The sequence below is a fragment of the Streptomyces sp. NPDC088725 genome (genome assembly GCF_044751305.1).
Lineage (GTDB): Bacteria > Actinomycetota > Actinomycetes > Streptomycetales > Streptomycetaceae > Streptomyces.
In genome coordinates this window covers 114,620-137,453 of sequence record NZ_JBIVLO010000010.1, presented here as the reverse complement: position 1 = coordinate 137,453, position 22,834 = coordinate 114,620, and the positions used below count along the sequence as shown (strand labels likewise).

The following is a 22,834-nucleotide window of genomic DNA, read 5'->3' as shown; positions in this document are numbered from 1 at the left end:
TGAACGCGTGCGCGTGCCCACCAGTTCCACTATGCGTCCGCGCGCAGCGGTTCGCCGACTTCGTGCAGATGCCCGAGGGCCTGGCGGTACGAGTCCACCAGCCCTGTCTCGGTGTACGGGACGCCGAGCGAGGCGCAGTGCGCGCGGACGAGCGGCTGGGCGAGGCGCAGGTGAGGGCGCGGCATGCTGGGGAAGAGATGGTGTTCGATCTGGTAGTTCAGACCGCCGAGGAACCAGTCCGTGAGCACCCCGCCGCGGATGTTCCGCGAGGTCAGTACCTGCCTGCGCAGATGCCCCCAGGACGCGCTGGTCTCCGGGTCGGGCATTTCCATGCCCTTGTGGTTGGGCGCGAACGCCATCCCCAGGTGGAGACCCAGGAGCATCTGGTGGATCAGCGCGAAGACGATCGCCTGGCCGGGGCTCAGCGTGGTCAGCAGCAGGGTGACGTACGCGCCGACATGCACGGCGAGCAGCAGGCCTTCCACCACACGGCGGCGTGTCGGCATGGTCCCGTCCTTGCGGGAGAAGACGGCCTGGAAGCCGTACACCTTGAGAGCGATGCCCTCCAGGGTCGTCAGCGGGAAGAACAGCCAGGCCTGGTGGCGGGTGAGCCAGCCGCGCGGTCCCGTACGGCCGGCGGTCTGCCCCTGGGTGAAGACGAGGATATCGGCGGCGACGTCCGGGTCCTTGTCGATGTGGTTGGGGTTGGCGTGGTGCCTGTTGTGTTTGTCGTTCCACCACTCCTGGCTCATACCGAGCAGCACATTGGCGTGGATGAGCTGGATGAGCCGTCCCCGGCCCCGGTCGGAGGTGACCTGGCTGTGCCCCGCGTCGTGTCCGACGAACGCCATGCGCGCGGAGAGGACGGCCAGCGGCAGCGCCAGGAACAGGGCCCACCAGGACGAGCCGATGAGGACAAGAGCGGCCACGAGTGTGGCCAGGAAGAGGACGTTGACGGCGATGCCCCGGGTGTACCACGCGACGCGGCGCTCCAGGAGGCCCTGCTCCTTGACCGTCCGCAGGAGAGGTGCGAAGTCGCTGCCCGCCGTGCGACCGGCGGCCGGGTCAGGGACGGGCTCCGCTATGAGGGCTGCGGCGGTGGCCTGGGGCATGTCGGTCTCCGGTCTGTCGGCCGATGCTCTGGGGTGAAGGTCGCGCATGACGCGCTGACCTGATGAAACGTACGGGGGTGCGGGGTGAGCGACCATGGCGCTACCACCCGGAAAACGGCGGGGGGCTGCCCGGGGCCGGGGGGTGCTGGGTACACCCCGCCCGGCTGGAGCGACGGTCTTACGGAGGTGCCGCTCCCGCGTGGCTTCGCGGTGGGGCGCTTTCGGCGGCTCCGACCGCGTGATCGAACGTGAGGAATGAGTCGTGGCCGCGTGCGGGATTCCCGCGGCACATGCGCGTGGGGATCTCCGGAATCGCTGACCGTCGTCGGCTCCGACCCACACCATCTCACGGTACGGACGCTGTCGGCGCACGTGGCGTTGGCGCGATCGCCGCTGGTCCGGGCTCGCGCGGCGAAACTTTCACACCGTCATCACGCCTCGGCAGCAGTCCCGTTCGCCCCGCATCCGTCCACATGCCGACCCTGACGGCATGCTTGCCGGTCCGGGCCGCTGGGGCGACGATGGGCCGTGTCCGGTGAAACGGGGACCGGGGAGGGCGAGTTGACCGACGCATGGGTGGCTCTGGAGGCGGGCGCCGATCCGGCGAAGCGCCGCGGGGCGCTGTGCAGCGCCTACGAGTCGTTCGCGACGGCGGGGCGCGTCGAGCGGCCCGTACGGGACGTGGTGGCCGACTCCTGGCGGCGCTCCGCCCGCGCGCACGTCAGTCCGGAGGGCATGGCGAGCATCGATCTGTCGGACGACGCGCTCGCCGGCTACCGAGACGGGCATCCGCTGGCCCGGGTGATGCCGCTCTTCCGCGAGCTGGTGGGCGCCTACGCCATGGACGGCGAGCATCTGGTCGCGGTGTGCGACGCGCACGGCCGGCTGCTGTGGGTCGAGGGGCACACGGCGTCCCGGCGCCAGGCCGGTCTGATGAATTTCGTACCGGGGGCCCGCTGGGCCGAGGCCGCAGCGGGCACGAACGCGCCGGGCACGGCCGTCGCCCTGGACCGGCCCGTACAGGTCTTCGCCGCCGAGCACTTCCAGCGGCCCGTGCACGCCTGGACGTGCGCGGCGGCGCCGGTCCACGATCCGCGCACGGGCCGGCTGCTCGGCGCGGTGGACATCACCGGCGGTGACCGGCTCGCGCATCCGCACAGCCTGGCGTTCGTCACCGCCGTCGCGCGTGCGGCGGAAGCGCAGCTCGCGCTGCTCGCGCCGCCGCCCGCCGCCGGGTCCGTACAGCTGTCGGCGCTCGGCCGTGACGAGGCGCTGCTCGTGACGGAAGGGCGCAAGATCTCCCTCGGCCGCAGACACAGCGAGATCCTGACGCTGCTCGCGCGCCACCCGGAGGGCGTCACGGGTGACGAGCTGCTGGTGGACCTCTACGAGGACGAGTCGGTCACGCCGGTCACGCTGCGCGCCGAGCTCTCCCGGTTACGGGCGCTGCTCGGGCCGGGGCTGCTGCTCTCACGCCCGTACCGGCTGGCCGGGCGCGTCGACACGGACTTCGACGCCGTGGCGCGCCGGCTCGCCTCCGGCGCGGTGACCTCCGCCATGAGCGCGTACGCCGGACCTCTGCTGCCCGGGTCGCGGGCGCCCGCGGTGGTGCGGCTGCGGCGGCGTCTCGCCGGCCAGTTGCGGGCCGCGCTGATCGCCCGTGGCGATCCCGGGCTGCTCGCGGACTGGGCGTACAGCCCGTGGGGCGAGGACGACCTGCCCCTCTGGCAGGCCCTGGCCGCCGCGCTCCCCGCCCGGCAGCGACCACCCGTACTCGCCCGGGTGCGGGAACTCGACGCCTGGCAGGGCGCGTAACACCTCACCTGGGCTCGGGCCACCGTCCCGGGCCAGGACACCGTCCCGCGTGTCCGGCCGCCCGTCCCGGACTGCGCGCACGGCATGGCATCCTTACTCTCGGTGAATGGATCACCACAAAACGTGCTGCACGTGACCGCAGGTCCTACCCGACAGGAGCCCCCATGCCGGAGCTGTTCATCGGCGGCGCATGGACCGCCGCCGCCGACGGGGCGAAGCGTGAGATCCGCTGCCCCGCGGACGGCACGCTGGTCGCGACCGTCGACGAAGGAGGTCCCCGGGACACCTCGGCGGCGATCGCGGCGGCTCGTACGGCCTTCGACCGGGGGCCGTGGCCCACCACCCCCGCGGCCGAGCGGGGCAGGCTGCTGCTGCGCGTCGCCGATCTGCTGGAGCGCGACAAGCCCTCGCTCGCGCGTGCCGAGTCCCTGGACACCGGGAAGCGGCTGGTGGAGAGCGAGTTCGACATGACCGACGTGGCGAACTGCTTCCGTTACTTCGGCAATCTGACGGCGGCGGGCGGCAGGGACCGGATCATCGACACCGGCGACCCGGGGGTGGACAGCAGGGTGGTGCACGAGCCGGTGGGCGTATGCGCGCTGATCACCCCGTGGAACTATCCGCTGCTCCAGGCCGCCTGGAAAATCGCTCCCGCGCTCGGCGCCGGCAACACCTTCGTACTGAAACCCAGCGAGCTGACCCCGCACACCGCCATCATGCTGATGCGGCTGCTGACGGAGGCGGGGCTTCCCGACGGGACCGCCAACCTCGTCCTCGGCGCGGGACCCACCGCCGGAGCCCCGCTCAGCGAGGATCAGCGGGTCGACATGGTGTCGTTCACCGGCGGTCTGGTGACCGGGCGGCGCGTCATGGCCGCCGCCGCGCCGACCGTGAAGAAGATCGCCCTGGAGCTGGGCGGCAAGAACCCCAATGTGGTCTTCGCGGACGCCGACTACGAGGCCGCCGTCGACTACGCGCTGACGGCGGTGTTCCTGCACTCGGGGCAGGTCTGCTCGGCGGGCGCGCGGCTGCTGGTCCAGGACGAGCTGCACGACAGCTTCGTCGAGGACGTGGTGACCAGGGCCCGGGTGATTCCCCTGGGTGGCCCGTTCGACGAGCATGCCCGCACCGGACCGCTGATCTCGGCGAAGCACCGCGCCAAGATCGAGGCGTACGTGGCGGCGGGTGTGGCCGAGGGGGCCGTGCTGCGCTGCGGCGGCGCCAGGCCGGACGACCCGGCACTGAGCGACGGCTTTTACTACCTGCCGACGGTCCTGGACGAGTGCACTCCGACGATGACCGTGGTGCGCGACGAATCGTTCGGGCCCGTCCTGACGGTCGAGCGGTTCCGCAACGAGGACGAGGCCGTCGCCCTCGCCAACGACACGGTCTACGGGCTGTCGGCCGGGGTCTGGTCACAGGATGCCGGCCGTGCCCACCGGGTGGCGTCCCGGCTGCGGGCCGGCACCGTATGGATCAACGACTTCCAGCCGTACGTGCCCCAGGCCGAGTGGGGCGGGATGAAGCAGTCCGGTTTCGGACGCGAGCTGGGCCCGGCAGGCCTCGCCGAGTACCAGGAGACGAAACACGTGTGGCGCAATCTTGCCCCACGTCCGCTGGGCTGGTTCGAGTGAGTCAGGACGATGCCGACAGGAAGAAAGCAGACCGCGCGGCACGGGCCACGGCTCAGCGCGAGGACGACAACGATTCGCTCTCGTCGTTCGGCTACAGGCCGGAGCTGAAGCGCACGCTCGGCAATTTCCACACGTTCGCCGCCGGGATCAGCTACATCTCGATCCTGACCGGAACCTTTCAGCTCTTCTACTTCGGTATCAGTTTCGCGGGGCCCGGGTACTGGTGGTCCTGGCCGATGGTGTTCGTCGGCCAGCTGATGGTGGCGCTGTGCTTCTGCGAACTGGCTGCCCGCTACCCGGTCGCGGGGTCCGTCTACAACTGGTCGAAGAAGCTGGGCGGGCCGCACGTCGGCTGGCTCGGCGGCTGGATGATGCTGACCGCCACCATGGTGTCGCTGTCGGCCGTGGCCCTCGCCTACCAGGTGACGCTGCCGCAGATCTCCTCGGTGTTCCAGTTCGTCGGGACCGGCGCGGGGCGCACCGACACGGCGAAGAACGCCGTGCTGCTCGGCTCCGTACTGATCATCTTCACCACGCTGGTCAACGCCTTCGGTGTGAAACTGATGGCAACGATCAATTCGGCGGGTGTGATGATCGAGCTGATCGCCGCCGTTGTGCTGATCGGACTGCTGGCCGCGCACATCACCCGCGGTCCCAGCGCGATCGTGCGGACGAACGGCTTCGGCGCGGGACAGTCGCTCGGCTACTTCGGCGCGTTCCTGACCGCCTCGCTGGCCTCCGCCTATGTGATGTACGGGTTCGACACCGCGTCCTCGCTCGGCGAGGAGTCCGTGAACCCCAGCCGCAACGGGCCGCGCGCGATCCTGCGGGCGCTCTGCGCCTCCTTCCTGATCGGCGGGCTGATCCTGCTGTTCGCGCTGCTGGCCGTACCCGATCTGCGTTCCAGGCAACTGTCCAAGGACGGGCTGCAGTTCGTGGTGCTCTCCACACTGGGCTCGACCATCGGCGAGATCGTGCTGTGGTGTGTGGTCATCGCCGTCACCGTCTGCGAACTGGCCGTACAGGCCGCGGGCATCCGGCTGGCGTTCGCGATGGCGCGCGACAACAACCTGCCGGCGTCCTCGCTGCTCGCGCGGGTCAGCCCGCGCTTCAAGACACCCGTCCTGCCGGCGATCATCATCGGTGTGGTCGCCGTCGTCGTCCTGGTGATCAATATCGACCAGCCGCAGATCTTCTCGGTGATCACGAGCATCGCGATCATCATGATCTATGTGGCGTACCTGCTGGTCACCACGCCCATGCTGATCAAACGGCTGCGAGGCGACCGGCAGTCGGCCGAGGGGCACTTCTCGCTCGGCAGGTTCGGGCTGCCCGTGAACATCCTCGCGGTGCTCTGGGGGTTCGCCATGTCGGTCAACCTGGCCTGGCCGCGCAACCAGGTCTACAACGCGACCCCGCCACACCACTGGTACCTGCGCTGGAGCGCGCTCCTCTTCCTGGCGATCGTCGGGGGCGGCGGATTCGCCTACTACTGGTTCGTCCAGCGCAGGCACACCGGTGTGCTCGACGCACACCGCGCTCTGGCCGAAGACCCGCCGATCAGCACTCCCTGAAACCCACCGGATCCCACTGGGGCTCGTCGAGTCCCACCGAATCAGGAGCAGCGATGTCCACGCCGAACCCTGTGCACGAATTCGACTACGTGGTTGTCGGTGGCGGCACGGCCGGCGCCGTTGTCGCGGCCCGGCTGTCCGAGGACCCGGGCGTCACGGTGTGTGTGCTGGAGGCCGGCCCCTCGGACGTGGGCGACGAGAACATCCTCGCGCTGGACCGGTGGATGGCCCTGCTGGAGTCCGGGTACGACTGGGACTATCCGGTGGAGCCCCAGGAGAACGGCAACAGCTTCATGCGGCACGCCCGCGCCAAGGTGCTCGGTGGCTGCTCCTCGCACAACTCCTGCATCGCCTTCTGGGCGCCGGCCGAGGACCTGGACGAGTGGGGCGCTCTCGGGCTCACCGGCTGGAGCGCGGCCGACTGCTTTCCGCTCTACCGACGGCTGGAGACGAACGACGCGCCGGGTGGCCACCACGGCCGATCCGGCCCGGTGACCATCCGTACGGTTCCGCCCAACGACCCCTGCGGAAGAGCCCTGTTGGCAGCGTGTATCGAAAGCGGCATCCCTCTCACACCGTTCAACGCGGGCCCGACGGTGGTGAGGGGCGCGCACTGGTTCCAGATCAACGCACGTGAGGACGGCACCCGTTCGTCCGCCTCCGTGTCGTACCTGCACCCGGCGCTCGGCCGGCCGAACCTCGAGGTCCGCACCGGACTCCAGGCCAAGCGGCTGCTGTTCGACAACAGCCGCCGCTGCACGGGGGTGGAATACCTGGAGCCCGACACGATCCACAGCGGTGAGGTCGCCGCCCGGCGCGAGGTGATCGTCAGCTGCGGGTCCATCGACTCACCGAAGCTGCTGATGCTCTCGGGCATCGGGCCCGCCGCGCATCTGCGTGAACTCGGCGTGGAGGTAGAGGTGGACTCCCCCGGTGTCGGCTCCCACCTCCAGGACCACCCGGAGGGTGTGATCATGTGGGAGGCGAAGCAGCCCATGGTCACCTCCTCCACCCAGTGGTGGGAGATCGGGATCTTCGCGGACACGGAACCCGGCCTGGACCGGCCCGACTTGATGTTCCACTACGGCTCGGTGCCGTTCGACCTGAACACCTACCGGCGCGGCTACCCGACGACGGACAACGCGTTCTGTCTGACACCAAACGTCACCCGGGCGCGGTCCCTGGGTACCGTCCGGCTGCGCACCCGTGACTTCCGGGACAAGCCGAAGGTCGACCCGCGCTACTTCACGCACGAGCACGACATCCGGGTGATGACCCACGGGATGCGGCTCGCCCGGGAGATCGCCGCGCGGGCTCCGATGGCCGGGTGGACCGGCGCGGAACTCGCGCCGGGGCCCGCGGCGCAGACCGACGACGAGTTGTTCGCGTACATCCGGGAGACGCACAACACCGTCTATCACCCGGCGGGCACGGTACGGATGGGGGCGATCGGCGACCAGGAGTCGCCACTGGACCCGCAGTTGCGGGTGAAGGGCGTCGCCGGGCTGCGGGTGGCCGACGCGTCCGTCATGCCGTTCCTCCCCGCCGTCAATCCGTGCATCACGACGATGATGATCGGCGAGAAGTGCGCCGACATGGTCAAAGAGACGTGGAGCGAGGGATTCTGACGCCATGGCAGCGCAACGTGCGCGCAACCTCCCGGCCCCTAGCCTCGGCCCGGGCGCCGCCCAACGGCGGACGGCGCGGATTCCGGGAGGCCAGCAGAGATGACCCGTTACGCAGCTCCAGGCACCGACGGCGCACTCATGTCGTACCAGTCCCGCTACGACCACTGGATCGGGGGCGAGTACGTACCGCCCGCCCGCGGCCAGTACTTCGAGAACCCGAGCCCGGTCAACGGCCGCCCCTTCACGGAGATCGCACGCGGCACGGCCGACGACGTCGAGCGCGCGCTGGACGCGGCACACGGCGCGGCGCCCGGCTGGGCGAAGACGTCGCCGGAGGCGCGGGCCACCCTCCTCAACCGGATCGCCGACCGGATGGAGGCGCATCTCGAAGAACTCGCGGTCGCCGAGACCTGGGAGAACGGCAAGCCGGTACGCGAAACCCTTGCCGCCGACATCCCGCTGGCCATCGACCACTTCCGCTACTTCGCGGGAGCGCTGCGCGCCCAGGAAGGCTCTCTCAGCGAGCTCGACGACGACACCGTCGCGTACCACTTCCACGAACCACTCGGTGTGGTCGCGCAGATCATCCCGTGGAACTTCCCGATCCTGATGGCGACATGGAAGCTGGCGCCCGCGCTCGCGGCCGGCAACGCCGTCGTGCTGAAGCCGGCGGAGCAGACCCCGGCCTCGATCCACTTCTGGATGAGCCTGATCGCGGACCTGCTGCCGCCGGGCGTCGTCAACATCGTCAACGGCTTCGGCGTCGAGGCGGGCAAGCCGCTCGCCTCCAGCGCGCGCGTCGCCAAGGTCGCCTTCACCGGCGAGACCACGACGGGGCGGCTGATCATGCAGTACGCCTCCGAGAACATCAAGCCGGTCACGCTGGAGCTGGGCGGCAAGAGCCCGAACCTCTTCTTCGACGACATCTGGACACACGACGACGACTTCCGCGACAAGGCCCTCGAAGGCTTCACCATGTTCGCCCTGAACCAGGGCGAGGTGTGTACGTGCCCGTCGCGCGCCCTCATCCAGCGCGGCAACTACGCCGAGTTCCTGGAAGCGGGCGTGGCCCGCACCGAGGCCATCGTGCCGGGCCACCCCCTGGACACCACCACGATGATCGGCGCCCAGGCCTCCAACGACCAGCTCCAGAAGATCCTTTCGTATCTGGACATCGGTCAGCAGGAGGGCGCGAAGTTGCTGACGGGAGGTCAGCGAATCGAGTACGAAGGCGAATTGGCCGGAGGCTATTACGTACAGCCCACCATCTTCGAGGGCGACAACCGCATGCGGATCTTCCAGGAAGAGATCTTCGGCCCCGTCCTCGCGGTCACGTCGTTCCACGACTTCGACGACGCGATCAAAACGGCGAACGACACCCTGTACGGACTGGGCGCGGGAGTCTGGACCCGCGACATCAACACCGCTTACCGCGCGGGCCGTTCGATCCAGGCGGGCCGGGTATGGACGAACTGCTACCACGCCTACCCGGCACACGCCGCCTTCGGCGGCTACAAGCAGTCGGGCATCGGCCGCGAGAACCACAAGATGATGCTCGACCACTACCAGCAGACGAAAAACCTCCTGGTGTCGTACTCACCGAAGAAGCTGGGCTTCTTCTAGACGCCGAAAGAGGGCGCCTGACCAGGTAGTTCACCTGTCAGGCGCCCTTCGCCCCGCGAGATCCTGCGCAAAGCGGCGACGTGCCACGCCGTACGTCGCGTGTGTCGAAGCGCGGCCCGTCCCTCACCTCCGGGCAGGCCCCGTAAGTGAGTTGCCGTCACGCATGACCGCTCCGCGGAGCGAGGAGCCGAAGCAGTTGGCCGCCTCCGGCCCGCTGCAAAGCGAATCGGCGACGCCGCAGCGGAGACCGCGGTACAGACCATTCGCCCGCAGCACAACCACGCCGGTGCCGGCATCCTCAAGGTCGTCTTCGTCGAAGTGCTCGCCCATGTTCGGCAGCGGCCACTGACCGGTGCTCGGACGGACGGCGGCCTCGGAGGCGCTCGGTCCCCTTCCGGTACGTCCGCCCGGGTCAGCGGCCCTTGCGTACCCGGGCCGCCGCGCGTGCTTCCGCCGTCTTGCGGGCGTCGGCCGCTCTGCGGGACTCCTTGGGGCGGCCCGGACGAGTGCCCATGCCGCGGAAGGGGGCGTTGCCGCTGCCCTTCCCTTCGATCGGCGGGCGCTTCGCCCCGGTGATGGCGGTCAGCTTCGCCTCGCCGGACCGCACCTCGGTGACAGTCGGCCGGATCCGGGCGTCGGTCATGATCTGGTTCACATCCCGCCGCTGGTTCGGGGTGACCAGCGTGACCACGCTCCCGGACTCCCCGGCGCGAGCCGTACGCCCGCCGCGGTGCAGGTAGTCCTTCGCGTCAGCCGGCGGGTCGACGTTGACGACGAGGTCGAGAGCCTCGATGTGAATGCCTCGCGCCGCGACGTTGGTGGCCACCAGCACGGCGATCTCGCCGCCCTTGAACTGCGCGAGCGTGTGTGTGCGCTGGGGCTGCGACTTCCCGCCGTGCAGGGCGCCGGCCCGCACGCCGCTGGCCCGCAGGTGCCGGGTGAACTGGTCCACGCCGGCCTTGGTGTCCAGGAACATCAGGACCCGGCCGTCCCGCGCGGCGATTTCGGTCGCGGTCGCGTACTTGTCGGCAGGGTGCACGTTCAGTACATGGTGATGCATCGTGGTGACCGAGCCCGCCACACGGTCGAGCGAGGCTACTACCGGCTCGTGCAGATAGTTCCGCACCAACTGGTCGACATTGCGGTCCAGCGTGGCCGAGAACAGCAGCCGCTGTCCGTCGGGGCGGACCTGGTCCAGAATTTCCGAGACCTGCGGCAGGAATCCCAGATCGCACATCTGGTCCGCCTCGTCCAGTACGGTGATCCGCACCTGCTGCAGATCACAGGACCGGCGCGATACGAGGTCGGCGAGCCGCCCCGGCGTCGCGACGACCACTTCGGCGCCGGTCCGCAGCAGCGCCGCCTGCCGGTTGATCGCCAGCCCGCCCACCACCGTCGCCAGCCGCACGTTCAGCGCCTGCGCGTACGGCGCCAGCGCGTCACTCACCTGCTGTGCGAGCTCCCGGGTCGGCACCAGGACCAGTGCGAGCGGCCGCTTCGGCTCAGCCCGCGTATCCGCCGTCCGCGCCAGCAGCGCAAGTCCGAAGGCAAGCGTCTTGCCGGAGCCGGTCCGGGCACGGCCGAGGACATCACGCCCTGCCAGCGCGTTGGGCAGGGTCGCCGCCTGGATCGGGAAGGGCTCTGTCACGCCGAGGCGGGTCATCGTCGCCGTAAGTTTCGGCGGCAGCCCGAGTGCGTCGAAGGACTCGACCGGCGGCAGGCCGAGGCCAGCCTCCTGCGGCGTTGTGAGTTCGCCCTTCGGGGCCGGCGGCTTCGCGTTCATGGGGGGACCCTTCCTCGGTCTGGCGCCGGAACGCGCCGGGGCCCGTACCCCTCGGTACGGGCCCCAACGGTTTCGAAGCGTGCCACCAGATTACCAGCGGGGACCCCGGCGCGTTCCGGTCCCGTCGGTACGCCCGCTCTTGTCACCGACCTCGTCCGGGGGGCAGCGCTCGGACCCGACCCGAGCTGCGAGGGACGGACGTCGAGCACCGTGCCGTCGCCACACTCGGCCAGCCCCATGATGACGTCGGGTAAGGGACCGGCTACGTACTCGACTCCGATGTCCACGGTCACATGGCGGTTGCACGGACGCCGGCCGCATGATCGGCTGCTGGGGCGCGGCCGGCGGACTGGCCCTCCCTCACCTCGGCATCCACCGGTTCACCGCTGTCATCGGCGGCAGGCTCTTGTCACTCGCCGGGCTGAGACTCGGTGCCTGCCCGCCGATCAGTCTGTCACCACTTCGAGTACCGGCGGACAAGTGCCTTGACGGCACGTCACATATTCCCGTTGACATCCCTGCGCGCTAGCCGAGACGCTTCCAAAGAGCCTTCAGAGAGAGGGAGTTGAAGCTATGGGCGACGATGGGGAGACCGAGGCCGGCAGTGGCGAGGGAGCATCGGGACGACAGGGTGCCACCGGCCCCGTGGCCAAACCCGCTACCTCATGGACGCCCTCTCCGGTATCGGCCGTATCGATGTGGCGATGCGGATTCTGGACCAACGCACCTAACCGGGCTTCGGGTTCGAGATCGGCAAGGGCGCGACCAGCTCCTGGGAACAGTGGATGTACAGCTCGGACATGGAGACCCACGACCACGCCATGTTCGCCGGGATCAACGCCTCCCTCTACACCGCGTTGGGCGGCATCACACTGACAGGACCGGGGCTACAGCACCGTGACCATCGCCCCGCGGATCCCCGGCACTCTCGCGCACGCGTCCGCTTCCATCGACACCGTGCACGGCACCGTCGCCACGTCCTGGACCAGGACTGCCGACGACCGGTTCGAGCTGGACGTCACCGTCCCCATCGGGACAACCGCGACGGTGACTGTGCCGCTTGCCGGCGGCCAGGGCCAGGGAGACGACGGCATCGGCGCCGCACTCGGCGCGAAGCTGCTGCGCGTCGATGGTGACGGCGCCAGCTATGCGGTCGGGTCGGGCCACTGGCACTTCGCCGGCGCCGGCACTGTGACGGGAGGAGCCGCCGGCTGAGAGCCGTACAAGACTGGTGGGGGCGACGCGCGCTGCCGTGGCCAGGTTACGGGCCGGGGCGGCACGCGACGCCGGGCCGGGGCGGCACGCGCCGACCGATGATTCTCGGCCTTCCCGTCAGTCCCATAGGGTGAGAAACCATCGGATCAAGGCGAGGGGCGCTCATGTTCGTCTTCATTCCCGGGGCCGGCGGCGCGGCCTGGTACTGGCATCGCGTGGTGTCCACGTTGCGGGCCCGGGGCTACGAGGCCGCGGCCGTCGATCTGCCGGGCGACGACGAGTCGGCGGGGCTGCCCGAGTACACCGACGCTGTGGCGGACGTGATCGGTGATCGCGGTGATGTCGTACTGGTCGCTCAGTCGATGGGCGGCTTCACCGCCCCCATGGTCTGCGCTCGCGTGCCGGTCGATCTGCTGGTACTGGTCAATGCGATGATCCCGCTGCCGGCCGAGACGCCGGGACAGTGGTGGGACAACACCGGGGCCCCGGCGGCCCGTGTCGCGGCGGCCGAAGCGGGCGGCTACAGCGTCGAATTCGACCTGCCCACCTACTTCTTGCACGACGTTCCGCCCGAGGTGGTCGCCGCCGGAGCGGCTCACGAGCGGGCCGAGGCCGACATCGCGTTCAGCCAGCCCTGCGGCATCGAACGTTGGCCGGACGTACCCACGCGCGTTCTGGCCGGAGCCCAGGACCGCTTCTTCCCACTGGAGTTCCAGCGCCGTGTGGCCGGCGACCGTCTCGGAACCGACACCGACGAGACCCCAGGGGGCCATCTGGCCGCACTGTCGCACCCGCTGGATCTGGCCGACCGGCTCGTCCGGTATCTGCCCTGAGCCGCATCGGGCACCTCAGGCAGCCCGCGTCACATGATCCGTACTGACCATGGGAGTTCGGCCTGAGCCACCGTCACGTTGATCCGGCGCCGCCCGCGAACGCCCGGTTGCGTGGCTATCCGACGAGTGTCTGCGTGCCGAGAACAGCGAGGAGCGCGAGCCGTTCGGCGTCCTGAGTATCCGGCTCCGCGGTGTAGATCATGATGCGCAGGTCGCTGCCCCGCACACTGAGCACGTCGCAGTCCAGTGTGAGGGGGCCCACCTCCGGATGTTCGACCGTCTTGCGCGCGGCCTCCTGACGGCCGACGGCGCCCGCGTCCCACAGCTCGGCGAACCGGTCACTGTTCGTGCGCAACTCCGCTACCAGGCGCCGTAGTCGCTGGTCGGCCGGGTACCGACCCGCGGTCGCACGCAGATCGCCGACGAGGGACGCCTCGAACGCGCGCCGCTCGCGCGGAGTGTGCCGGACCCGGCTGCCGGGGCCGAGGAAATTGCGCCACACACCGTTGCGCTCGTTGCCGCGCCACGCGGACGGGTCGCCCATCAGTGCCGCGTAGAGGGGATTGGCCATCAGCAGCGTCCAGGCCGCGTCATAGACCCCCACCGGAGTGCCGGTCAGCCTGTCCAGCAGGCGCTGGACGCTCGGGGTGATGTACGCGGGGACCGTGTCCGGCCCCGGGGGCACGAGACCGGCCGTCCGGAAGAGGTGCTCGCGCTCGGCGCCGACCATGCGCAGTGCCCTGGCCAGGGCTTCGACAACCTGGGCCGACGGGTTGGTCGCCCGGCCCTGTTCGAGGCGGGTGACGTAGTCGACGGAGATGCCGGCCAGCAGGGCGAGCTCCTCGCGGCGCAGCCCTGCCGCGCGGCGGTGTCCGCCTGCGGGCAGCCCCGCCGTCTCGGGTGAGACCCGGTCGCGGCGGCGCCGTATCGCCTTGCCGAATTCCGCCGTCGCCATGCTGTCCAGTGTGCACCGCCGGACGGGTGACTGCCTGGTACCGGCAGTCCCAGGAAGACGGGACGTCTGGCTGACCGCGCCGCTTCGTCGCATCGTGGAGACATGACAACCACACTGATCACCGGAGCGAACAAGGGGCTCGGCTTCGAGACCGCCCGCCGGCTCATCGCCGCGGGTCACACCGTCTATCTGGGCAGCCGTGACGCCGAGCGCGGACGCCGGGCCGCCGAACAGCTGGGCGCGCGGGCGGTCCAGCTCGACGTCACCGACGACGCGTCCGTGGAGGCCGCGGCCAAGGCCGTCGCAGCTGACGGCGGGCTGGACGTACTGATCAACAACGCGGGTATCGAGGAAAGGGGCGAGGGCAACACCGTGATCGGCGCCGCGGACGTGACCGCCGACCTGATGCGGCAGACCTTCGAGACGAACGTCTTCGGCACGGTACGCGTCACCCACGCGTTTCTCCCGCTGTTGCAGCGCTCGGCCGCCCCGGTGGTGGTCAATCTCAGCAGCGGCCTGGCCTCGCTGACCGGGCTCTCCGCTCCGGGCACCCCCGCGTACGCCTACCCGGGCGTTGCCTATCCGGCGTCGAAGACCGCGGTCAACATGATCACTGTGCAGTATGCGAAGGCGTTCCCGAACATGCGGATCAACGCCGTGGAGCCCGGTTTCACCAAGACCGATCTGAACGGGAACACGGGCGTGCAGACGGTCGAGCAGGGCGCGGAGATCATCGTGCGCATGGCTCAGGTGGAACCGGACGGCCCCACCGGGGGCTACTTCGACGCCGAGGGCGCTCTTCCCTGGTAATCGGGACCGGATGTCGGCGGCGGGATCAACCTCGGTGTCGGTGCCGTCGCCTCTGACCACGAGGTGAGTGCCGGTGCCGGTGGTCGCGGTGCACCAGGAGCACGTGGGCACCGCCGTGGTGAGCAGGCCGGGAGGGGCCTCCACGGCCACGTGCCCTTCCCGGCCGACGGGCGTCCCGTCGCGGCGCTAGAAATTGATCATGTGTCCGGCCAGGCCGTGCACGGCTTCTTTGACCGCTTCGGAGAGCGTGGGGTGGGCGTGGACGTTGCGGGCGACTTCGTGCACGGTGAGGTCCCACTGCTGGGCGAGGGTCAGTTCCGGCAGGAGTTCGGTGACGTCGGGGCCCACCATGTGCGCGCCGAGGAGTTCACCGTGCGTCGCGTCGCTGAGGATCTTCACGAAGCCCGTGGCGTCGCCCAGGCCGTGGGCCTTGCCGTTGGCGGCGAAGGGGAACTTCGCGACCCGTACGTCGAAGCCCTTCTCCCGCGCCTGCGCCTCCGTCCAGCCGAAGCTGGCGACCTGCGGCTGGCAGAAGGTGGCGCGCGGGATCATCGGATAGTCCAGTTCCATGGTCTCCGCGCCGGCGATGGTCTCCGCCGCCACGACCCCCATCGCCTCCGCCGCGTGCGCGAGCATGAGCTTGGCGGTGACGTCGCCGATGGCGTAGATCCCCGGTGCCGAGGTGCGGCAGCGTCCGTCCACCTCGATCGCGCCGCGCTCGGTGATCCGGACGCCGGTGTTCTCCAAGCCGTAGCCGGTGACGTTCGGTTGGAACCCGATGGCCACAAGTACCTTGTCCGCCTCCAGAGTCTGCCCGGTTCCGTCCTTCGTCTGGACGTTCACCCGGACCTGGGTTCCGGAGTCGTCGATGGATTCGACGCGCGTGGAGGCCATGACCTCGATGCCGAGCTTGCGGTACTGGCGGGCCAGTTCGTCCGAGACTTCCTCGTCCTCCAGCGGGGCGATGCGGTCAAGGAACTCGACGAGAGTGACCTTCACGCCGTAGTTGTGCAAGACGTAGGCGAATTCGACACCGATCGCCCCGGCACCGACGATCACGATGCTTTCGGGCAGGGTCCCGTCAAGGATCTGCTCCTGATACGAGACCACCCGCTCGGTGCGGCTCGTGCCGGGCAGCATACGAGGACTCGCGCCCGTGGCGATGACGCAGTGGTCGAAACTGACGGTGCTGGTGGTTCCGTCGGCCCGGGCCACCTGGAGGCTGGTCGCGTCCACGAAGGTGCCACGGCCGTCGTACTCGGTGATCTTGTTCTTCTTCATGAGGTAGTGCACGCCCCTCACGCGGCCGTCCGCCACGCGCCGACTGCGCTGGAATGCCTCGCCGTAGTCGAAGCGCACCTCGCCCTCGGCCCTGATGCCGAACGTCTTGGCCTCACGGGTGAAGATATGAGCCAACTCGGCGTTGCGCAGCAGAGCCTTGGTGGGGATGCACCCGATGTTCAGACACACACCTCCCCAGTACTTCTCCTCGACGACCGCGACACGCAGTCCCAGCTGGGACGCCCGAATGGCCGCGACATAACCCCCGGGGCCGGCCCCCAGCACGACGACGTCATAGTGATCAACCATCGACAACTCCTCGTATCCATAAGCCGTTCAGCGGGCAGACCGGATCCCGGCGCCGCCGGCCTCGACCGGGCCGCACGACCCGGCCGGCACCGCGACGCCCACGGCAGCCACCGCTCCCGCGCGGACCGCCGGCGAGCCGCCCAGGACAACCTCGGGGGTGGCGTTCACGGTGCGTCTGCATCCTGCTTCGTACGGTACGCGCGGTCCCGGGCAACGGGTACGGGGCACACCGGGTACGGGTCCACCGGGAGCGGCGCCGCGGGCGGGGCCGCGGATACCGGTGGTGCCACGTTATGGAAGCAGGTATTGGACGGTTACGCGCGGCGGCCGGATCGTTGGTCACATGACCAGGACAGCCCGATGGCGAACGGGGGCGACCGACCGCTGGACCAACGGGCCTGTCTCACGCGACTGCGGAAGGAATCGCATGAAGATCATTGTGATCGGGGCAACGGGCACCATCGGCCGCGCGGTCGCGGACGGGCTGGAAACCGAGCATGAGGTCATCCGGGCCTCACGCAACCGCGGCGCACGGGTCGACCTGGAAAAACCGGACTCGATCGACGCCCTCTTCGACACCGTCGGCACGGTGGACGCGGTCGTCTGCTGCGCGGCCAGTGGTGGATTGACTCCGCTCGCGTCCCCTTCCGACGAAGAGTTCACGCTCGGTCTGCAAGGCAAGCTGCTGGGGCAGGTGGTGCTGCTGCGCCGGGCTCTGGGACATGTACGGGACGGCGGGTCCATCACGCTCACCAGCGGCACCTTCGAGAAGCCCACGCCGGGCAGCTCGTTCGGCGCACTCGTCAATGCCGGGCTGGAGGCGTTCGTCCGGGCTGCGGACCTCGAGATGCCCCGCGGGCTGAGGGTGAACGTCGTCAGCCCGGGATGGGTGAAGGAGACGCTCGAAGACCTCGGTATGGACAGCGGGGAAGGCGTGTCCGTACGCCACGTCGCCCGCACGTACGCCGAGGTTGTCACAGGCGAAACGCGGGGACAGGTCGTACGCCCTTCATCTCGCTGAATGCCGGAGCCATGCGACTGGCGTGCGATCAACAAGCGGCTGCGGCAAGGGTGGTACAGCGATTCGGCCGGCGTCGTCCCGGAGGGGCCGGGCCGTGTCCGGAACCGTTGTCCGCTTGGCCGGTTCCGGGACAAGGCCTCGTGCCGCTCCGGACGTCCGTCCCGTCCGCAGCCGCCGCTACAGCGCGACGATGCCTTCGCCTCCTACGGCGTCCGGGACCGTGGTCGTGCCGATCCTGGTGAGTGTGCCGTCGGGGTTCACGCGGAAGGCGTCCACGATGCCCTTGCCTCCGGTCTGGGCGTAGAGGAAGCGGCCGTCCGGGGTCACGGCGGTGTCGACGGTGCCCGGGCTTGTGGGGGTGTTGCCGAGTGACGCGAGGTGCGCGCCGTGTGTCTGCCGGTAGCCGGACAGGGAGTCGCTGCCCGCGTTGGAGACGTAGAAGCGGTCGCCGGCGCGGACGATCCAGCAACTGGCCTGCTGCGCGGTGGGGATGTCGTCGACGAGTTCGGCTTCCCCGTCGCGGTGCAGGCGGAAGGTCAGCACGGCGTTGGGGCCGGTGTCGGCGACGACCAGCCGGCTGTGGGCGTCGAAGGTGACTCCGAAGGGAACCGATCCCTCCTTGCTGTTGACGGCCGGTCTGTCCGAAGGCGCCCCGGAGCGGCTGAGGTTGAAGACCTCGATGCTGTTGCCGCCGGACTTGGTGGTGACGACGAGCTGCGTTCCGTCGGGGGTGAAGGAGACCTGCCCCGGTGTGTGCAGGAATTCGGGGGCGGTGGCGGTGTCGAGACGCAGCGGCCGGTGCCATGGTTCGATGAGGCGCAGCCCGTGGTCGGTGAGCCGGTAGCCCTGGATGGCCCCGCCCTTACGGGCGTTGAGGACGTAGACACGGTCCTCATGCACGGTGACGCTGACGGGGAACGTGCCGCCGGAGGAGATGATCTGCTCCCGGTGGAGCCGTTCGCCGTCGACGGAGAACACCGTGATGGTGTCACTGCCCGCGTTGACCGCGTAGAGCAAGTGGTGCGCGCGGTCGTACGCCAGTGACCCCTGGGACGCGAGGTGGTCGACGACGGAGCCGGTGAGGACCCCGCCCCTGCCTCCCGTGCCGTAGGTCTCCGTCCGGTGGAGAGAGCCGTCGGGGGCACGGTGGTAGGCGACGATCTGGTTGCCGCCGGTGTTGTCGGTCTGGACGAACACGGCGGTGCCGGAGAGGCTGGAACGCTGTGCGGACTGCGCGGTGGCCGGGACGACGAGGGTGGCGAGCGAGGCGGCTGCCGCGAGGGCGAACCTGGCCGTACGGGCAGGCTTGAGACTGTTCTTCACCGTTCTCCTTCTGAACGTTGGGGCCGGGGGGACGGACGCCGCCGTCTTCCGTGTCGGTGGACGCCTCGCGCGGGTGGGCTGCCGGATCGCCCACTCCCGTCGCGGCTCACCAGGCGGAGGCGTCCATGTACGCGCGGGTCCACACGGTGACGTGAAGCATCACGGATTTGGTGCGGAGTGCATCCGGTCGACCTGCTCGAGCGGGGCGCCTTTCGCGGCGAGAAAGCCGCGGGCCGTGGCGATGACGACAGCGGTGAAAGCGAGGAGGTAGCGCATCGGGACACGGTCGAGGGAATCGGCGTTGTCGGTCTTGTTCTTCTTCACCGCCGAGTGCCGCAGCCCGATTTCGCGCTGGCAGTCCAGCCAGTGCTGGTCCAGGGGCCGGGTGCAGGCGTCGATGATCCACCGGTCGAAGCGTGGCTTCGACGCGGCGCTGTACTCCGGGTTGGGTGTGCCGTCGGGATGACCCGAATAGCCTGCCCGCCACGGCTGGTCGCCGAGGCGCGCACGGTAGGCGGTGACCATGCCCTCGGCCTGGTCCGCGAGAACCTCGGCCGTCTCGCGCAGCGCCTGTTCGTCGTCCGCGGTCAGCCAGACCGCTTCCTTGAGCCGGTCGAGATCCAGGAGCGTCAGCGGTGAGGGTGAGACCTTGTCGGTGCCGTACGTGTAGCCGGGGATCTGCTCGGGATTCCTGGTGACCAGTTCCGGTGTGGGGGTGTGGTCAGTCACGTAAGGCTCTCCTCCTCGACACGGTGGTTGAGAACGGCCGCGACACCAACCGAGCGGCAGAAGGGGACGCTACGCGACGTCACACGCATATCACCCGAACCGATCGCGATCTGATTTTCGTGTTGTCTCCGGCTGTTTCCTGTAACCCACACAGCAGGACCGCCCCTCCCTGGCGCGCCCGGCGACGCGCCAGGGCGCGGGGTCACGCCTGCTGGGCCTCGTATGTCTCGACCGCCCGGCCGTCCAGGAGCGGAACGATCCGCTGAAGCACGAGGCCGTTGAAGTGCGGGCTCTCGCGGTGAGCGGCGAAGGCCTCCGGGGAGGCGTAGCGCTCCAGAAGGACGACGTCCTGGGGGTCGGCGAGGGACCGGTAGACGCCGAAGGAGATGTTGCCGGGCTCGGCCCGGCTGGCCTCGGCCAGCCGCGCGAGCAGCGGAAGAACCTCCTCCTCCTTGCCGGCGGAGAGCGTGTAGCGGGCGATGACTTGCAGTTCTGCCATGGGTATCACTCCTTGTGGCGGCAACCGGGGTGTCCGAGGATGCCCGATCGACAGGGGGTGGGCGGGGAGGGCTCGGCGGAGCACGAGCGGAATCCTGCGGTCCGGATCCGCCGCGTTCCGCGGATGGCCGGAATAGGACCGCCGAGCGAGGCGTTGTCCGCGTACGGACAAATTATGAGGAGATGTGGCATGAAGGTACGTAACTCTGTGCGCGCACTGAAGGCCCGGCCGGGAGCGCAGGTGATCCGGCGCCGGGGACGCGTCTTCGTCATCAACAAGAAGGATCCGCGGTTCAAGGCGCGTCAGGGCTGAGTCGCCCGACGACTTCCCCCTCCGCGGTGGTCACGCTTGGCCGCCCGGCCGGCTCGCGCGTCACGGCGCGTGCCGACCGGGCGGTGTGTGGTGTTGGGCGATGCCCACTGCCGCGCAGAGGAAGGCCCGCCGCGCGAGGCACCCAGCATCGAAACTCCAGGCACCGGGGCAGCCGCCCCCGGGCGCCGTACCGCACATTCACGGCTATCGGGCGTGGACGCCGGGCCACACTTCGGCCCTACGACGTGAGCCTCCCCGAACACCCACCGAAACCCTTCCGAGAGCGGACCTTCCAGGCGCTGCCCTGTCGTTCCCACGGCCAACCCCATGGTTCTTATACGCAATTCTTGTCCACATACTTGAAGACTCAGGTCCGCTGACCTACGTTCGCCTCGTTACAAGGGAGATCAGCGGATTCCAAGCAGGATCAACGTTCAGTCCGCTGAACACCGCCGCATGCCGCAATCCGCTCCGGCCACCTGTGAGGAAGGCACTTCACCCATGAAGAAGCCCCTGAGCCGCCGCACCTTCACCCAGCTCGCCGCCACGCCGCTGCTCGCGGCCCCCGCCGTACTCGGGCCGGGAACAGCTGCCGCCGCCGGGCCGCCCGCACCCTCCGGCGCGTCTGCCTCGCCGCAGCGCTCCGACGCGACCCGAGCGATGAGCCGCGCGGCCGCCTTCATGGACGAAGAAGTCTCCTACCGAGGCGGCTACGTCTGGAACTACCTTCCCGATCTCTCGGTCACCTGGGGCGAGATGGAAGCCAAGCGCACCATGTGCTGGGTCCAGCCGCCCGGTACCCCGTCCGTCGGGCACAGCATGCTCGACGCCTTTCACGCGACAGGCAGCGAAGTCTGCTACCGGGCCGCGGCCCGCACGGGCCTCGCCCTGGTGGAGGCCCAACTCCCCGTGGGCGGCTGGAACTACATACACGACTTCGCCGGCGAGGAGTCCCTGCGCGACTGGTACGAGACAATCGGCGCCAACGGCTGGCGACTTGAGGAGTTCCAGCACTACTACGGCAACGCCACATTCGACGACGCCGGCACGTCGGCCGCCGCCCAGCTGATCCTGCGGCTGTATGTGGAGCGCCGGGACCCGCGCTTCAAGCGGTCACTGGACAAGGCCGTCAACTTCGTACTGGCCTCGCAGTTCAACGGCGGAACAGCCGACGGCGGCTGGCCCCAGCGCTTTCCCGCGTACTCCGGCTCCGTCAGCCGGACGCCCTGGCCGGAGAAGCGTCCGCCCTGGCTGCCGCGCGACGCGCAGCACGGTATGGAGGACGGGGACTACACACACCACGTCACCTTCAACGACGACGTCCTGGGTGAGAACATCAAGTTCCTGCTGATGTGCGTGTCGGCGCTCGGCCGCCGTGACCTGATCGCACCGGTGCAGCGCGCCATGGCCTGCCTGCGCCGCATGCAGCAGCCGGCGCCCCAAGCAGGCTGGGGGCTCCAGCATCTGTCGCGGGAGAAGGACGGCAGGCCGGCCGGGGCACCGGCGGGCGCACGCTCCTACGAACCGCGGGCCCTCGCCACACACACCACCCAGACGAACATCACTCAGCTCTTCCACTACTTCCGGCTGACCGGCGACCGCGCCTACCTCAGCCGCGTACCCGAGGCGCTGTCCTGGCTCGAAAGCTGCACACTCACCAGCCGGCAGAAGGAGGAGAACCCGCTGCTGGCCAGCAGCACCCACCCGACCTTCGTCGAACTGGGCACCAACCGGGCGAAGTTCACCCACCGCTTCGGTTCCAACATCCGCAACGGCGCGTACTACTACGACTACGACCACAAGAACACGCTCAGCCACTACGGCTCCGGCCATTCCATCGACGTGGACAGCCTGCGGAGCACGTACACCCAACTGGCCGCAATGACCCCGGCTCAAGTGGCCGGTCTGCGCGCCCGGTCGCCGCTCTCCTCGGACCGCCCGATCCCGCTGCCGCGCTTCTTCTCGGTGCGGGACCTCCAGTTGTCCGATCTGCTGCGCGACGCTCCGTTGCCACTGCCCGAGGTGACCGAGGCGCAGGCCTCGGCGCTCGTGACCGATCTCGGCACGAAGGACCACTGGCTGACCCCGATCGACGCGGTCACCAATCCCTTCCGGGGCCCGGGCTCGGAAACGCCGTACGACGGCACGGCGTACATGAGCAAGAATGTCGGCGACCTGCGCGACACCTCGCCCTACAACCCCGAGGATCCGCCGCGGGAAGCCCCGTACCAGCCCGCCGATCACCCGATGGGCATCAGTTCGGCCGCCTACGTGGCGAACATGGCCAAGCTCATCTCGTATGTGGCGGCGGAGTAGGACCGGTCGGCCGGGTACGCGTGCGAGACGTCGGGTGCAACGGCCTCGCAACCTCGCCGGGA

18 protein-coding genes and 1 pseudogene are annotated in these 22,834 nt (G+C 69.4%); 11 read left to right on the top strand and 8 right to left on the bottom strand.

Annotated features, from left to right (window positions below; genetic code table 11):
- Positions 1-29: 29 nt before the first annotated feature.
- Complete coding sequence (locus tag ACIP6N_RS24035; RefSeq protein ID WP_401818602.1) at positions 30-1,112, bottom strand: fatty acid desaturase family protein; 1,083 nt, start codon at positions 1,110-1,112, stop codon at positions 30-32.
- Positions 1,113-1,673: 561 nt separating this feature from the next.
- Here ACIP6N_RS24035 and ACIP6N_RS24030 point away from each other — a divergent pair.
- The 5 genes from ACIP6N_RS24030 (at position 1,674) to ACIP6N_RS24010 (ending at position 9,386) form a co-directional block, all read left to right on the top strand.
- A complete protein-coding gene (locus tag ACIP6N_RS24030) occupies positions 1,674-2,927 on the top strand; it encodes a GAF domain-containing protein (RefSeq protein ID WP_401818600.1) in 1,254 nt (417 codons plus the stop codon).
- Between the two features lie 164 nt (positions 2,928-3,091).
- Complete coding sequence (locus tag ACIP6N_RS24025) at positions 3,092-4,561, top strand: aldehyde dehydrogenase family protein (RefSeq protein ID WP_401818598.1); 1,470 nt, start codon at positions 3,092-3,094, stop codon at positions 4,559-4,561.
- Positions 4,558-6,135, top strand: coding sequence for an APC family permease (locus ACIP6N_RS24020; protein WP_401818596.1), 1,578 nt, complete (start codon positions 4,558-4,560; stop codon positions 6,133-6,135). Before ACIP6N_RS24025 ends, ACIP6N_RS24020 begins: the two co-directional genes overlap by 4 nt.
- Positions 6,136-6,188: 53 nt before the next feature.
- On the top strand, positions 6,189-7,763 hold the full coding sequence (locus tag ACIP6N_RS24015; protein WP_401818593.1) for a GMC family oxidoreductase: 1,575 nt from the start codon (positions 6,189-6,191) through the stop codon (positions 7,761-7,763).
- 99 nt (positions 7,764-7,862) lie between these two features.
- On the top strand, positions 7,863-9,386 hold the full coding sequence (locus ACIP6N_RS24010; RefSeq protein ID WP_401818590.1) for an aldehyde dehydrogenase family protein: 1,524 nt from the start codon (positions 7,863-7,865) through the stop codon (positions 9,384-9,386).
- Between the two features lie 412 nt (positions 9,387-9,798).
- On the opposite strand, the gene ACIP6N_RS24005 is transcribed toward ACIP6N_RS24010, so the two are convergent.
- Positions 9,799-11,169 (bottom strand): DEAD/DEAH box helicase, encoded by a 1,371-nt coding sequence (locus ACIP6N_RS24005; RefSeq protein ID WP_401818588.1) that lies wholly within the window; start codon positions 11,167-11,169, stop codon positions 9,799-9,801.
- Positions 11,170-12,063: 894 nt separating this feature from the next.
- Between ACIP6N_RS24005 and ACIP6N_RS24000 the strand changes: the two are divergent.
- Both ACIP6N_RS24000 and ACIP6N_RS23995 read left to right on the top strand, forming a co-directional pair.
- A pseudogene (locus tag ACIP6N_RS24000) lies at positions 12,064-12,384 on the top strand (alpha-L-rhamnosidase C-terminal domain-containing protein); the annotation flags it as partial.
- 164 nt (positions 12,385-12,548) lie between these two features.
- Positions 12,549-13,217, top strand: a complete 669-nt coding sequence (locus ACIP6N_RS23995) for an alpha/beta fold hydrolase (protein WP_401818586.1) — start codon at positions 12,549-12,551, stop codon at positions 13,215-13,217.
- A 115-nt stretch (positions 13,218-13,332) separates the two neighbouring features.
- Here ACIP6N_RS23995 and ACIP6N_RS23990 read toward each other — a convergent pair whose 3' ends face one another.
- Entirely contained in the window at positions 13,333-14,172 is an 840-nt protein-coding gene (locus ACIP6N_RS23990) for a helix-turn-helix transcriptional regulator (RefSeq protein WP_401818584.1), read from the bottom strand.
- A gap of 102 nt (positions 14,173-14,274) precedes the next feature.
- On the opposite strand from ACIP6N_RS23990, the gene ACIP6N_RS23985 reads away from it, so the two are divergent.
- Positions 14,275-14,982, top strand: coding sequence for an SDR family NAD(P)-dependent oxidoreductase (locus ACIP6N_RS23985; protein WP_401818581.1), 708 nt, complete (start codon positions 14,275-14,277; stop codon positions 14,980-14,982).
- 186 nt (positions 14,983-15,168) lie between these two features.
- Here the strand turns inward: ACIP6N_RS23985 and lpdA are convergent, their stop codons facing one another.
- Positions 15,169-16,572: a dihydrolipoyl dehydrogenase gene (gene lpdA / locus ACIP6N_RS23980; RefSeq protein WP_401818579.1), complete on the bottom strand. Its 1,404-nt coding sequence runs from the start codon at positions 16,570-16,572 to the stop codon at positions 15,169-15,171.
- 27 nt (positions 16,573-16,599) lie between these two features.
- Complete coding sequence (locus tag ACIP6N_RS23975; RefSeq protein ID WP_401818577.1) at positions 16,600-16,740, bottom strand: hypothetical protein; 141 nt, start codon at positions 16,738-16,740, stop codon at positions 16,600-16,602.
- Positions 16,741-16,999: 259 nt separating this feature from the next.
- Here ACIP6N_RS23975 and ACIP6N_RS23970 point away from each other — a divergent pair, with 259 nt between their 5' ends.
- A complete protein-coding gene (locus ACIP6N_RS23970) occupies positions 17,000-17,593 on the top strand; it encodes a short chain dehydrogenase (protein WP_401818574.1) in 594 nt (197 codons plus the stop codon).
- A gap of 177 nt (positions 17,594-17,770) precedes the next feature.
- Here ACIP6N_RS23970 and ACIP6N_RS23965 read toward each other — a convergent pair whose 3' ends face one another.
- The 3 genes from ACIP6N_RS23965 to ACIP6N_RS23955 all read right to left on the bottom strand — a co-directional run bounded on the left by ACIP6N_RS23965 (position 17,771) and on the right by ACIP6N_RS23955 (position 20,144).
- Positions 17,771-18,916, bottom strand: coding sequence for a lactonase family protein (locus ACIP6N_RS23965; protein WP_401818572.1), 1,146 nt, complete (start codon positions 18,914-18,916; stop codon positions 17,771-17,773).
- A 159-nt stretch (positions 18,917-19,075) separates the two neighbouring features.
- A complete protein-coding gene (locus ACIP6N_RS23960) occupies positions 19,076-19,645 on the bottom strand; it encodes a protoglobin domain-containing protein (protein WP_401818570.1) in 570 nt (189 codons plus the stop codon).
- A gap of 202 nt (positions 19,646-19,847) precedes the next feature.
- Positions 19,848-20,144 (bottom strand): putative quinol monooxygenase, encoded by a 297-nt coding sequence (locus ACIP6N_RS23955; protein ID WP_401818568.1) that lies wholly within the window; start codon positions 20,142-20,144, stop codon positions 19,848-19,850.
- A gap of 189 nt (positions 20,145-20,333) precedes the next feature.
- On the opposite strand from ACIP6N_RS23955, the gene ykgO reads away from it, so the two are divergent.
- Together ykgO and ACIP6N_RS23945 are read left to right on the top strand one after the other, a co-directional pair.
- Positions 20,334-20,456, top strand: a complete 123-nt coding sequence (ykgO, locus tag ACIP6N_RS23950; protein ID WP_401818567.1) for a type B 50S ribosomal protein L36 — start codon at positions 20,334-20,336, stop codon at positions 20,454-20,456.
- 501 nt (positions 20,457-20,957) lie between these two features.
- Positions 20,958-22,772, top strand: coding sequence for a pectate lyase (locus ACIP6N_RS23945; protein WP_401818566.1), 1,815 nt, complete (start codon positions 20,958-20,960; stop codon positions 22,770-22,772).
- Positions 22,773-22,834 lie beyond the last annotated feature (62 nt).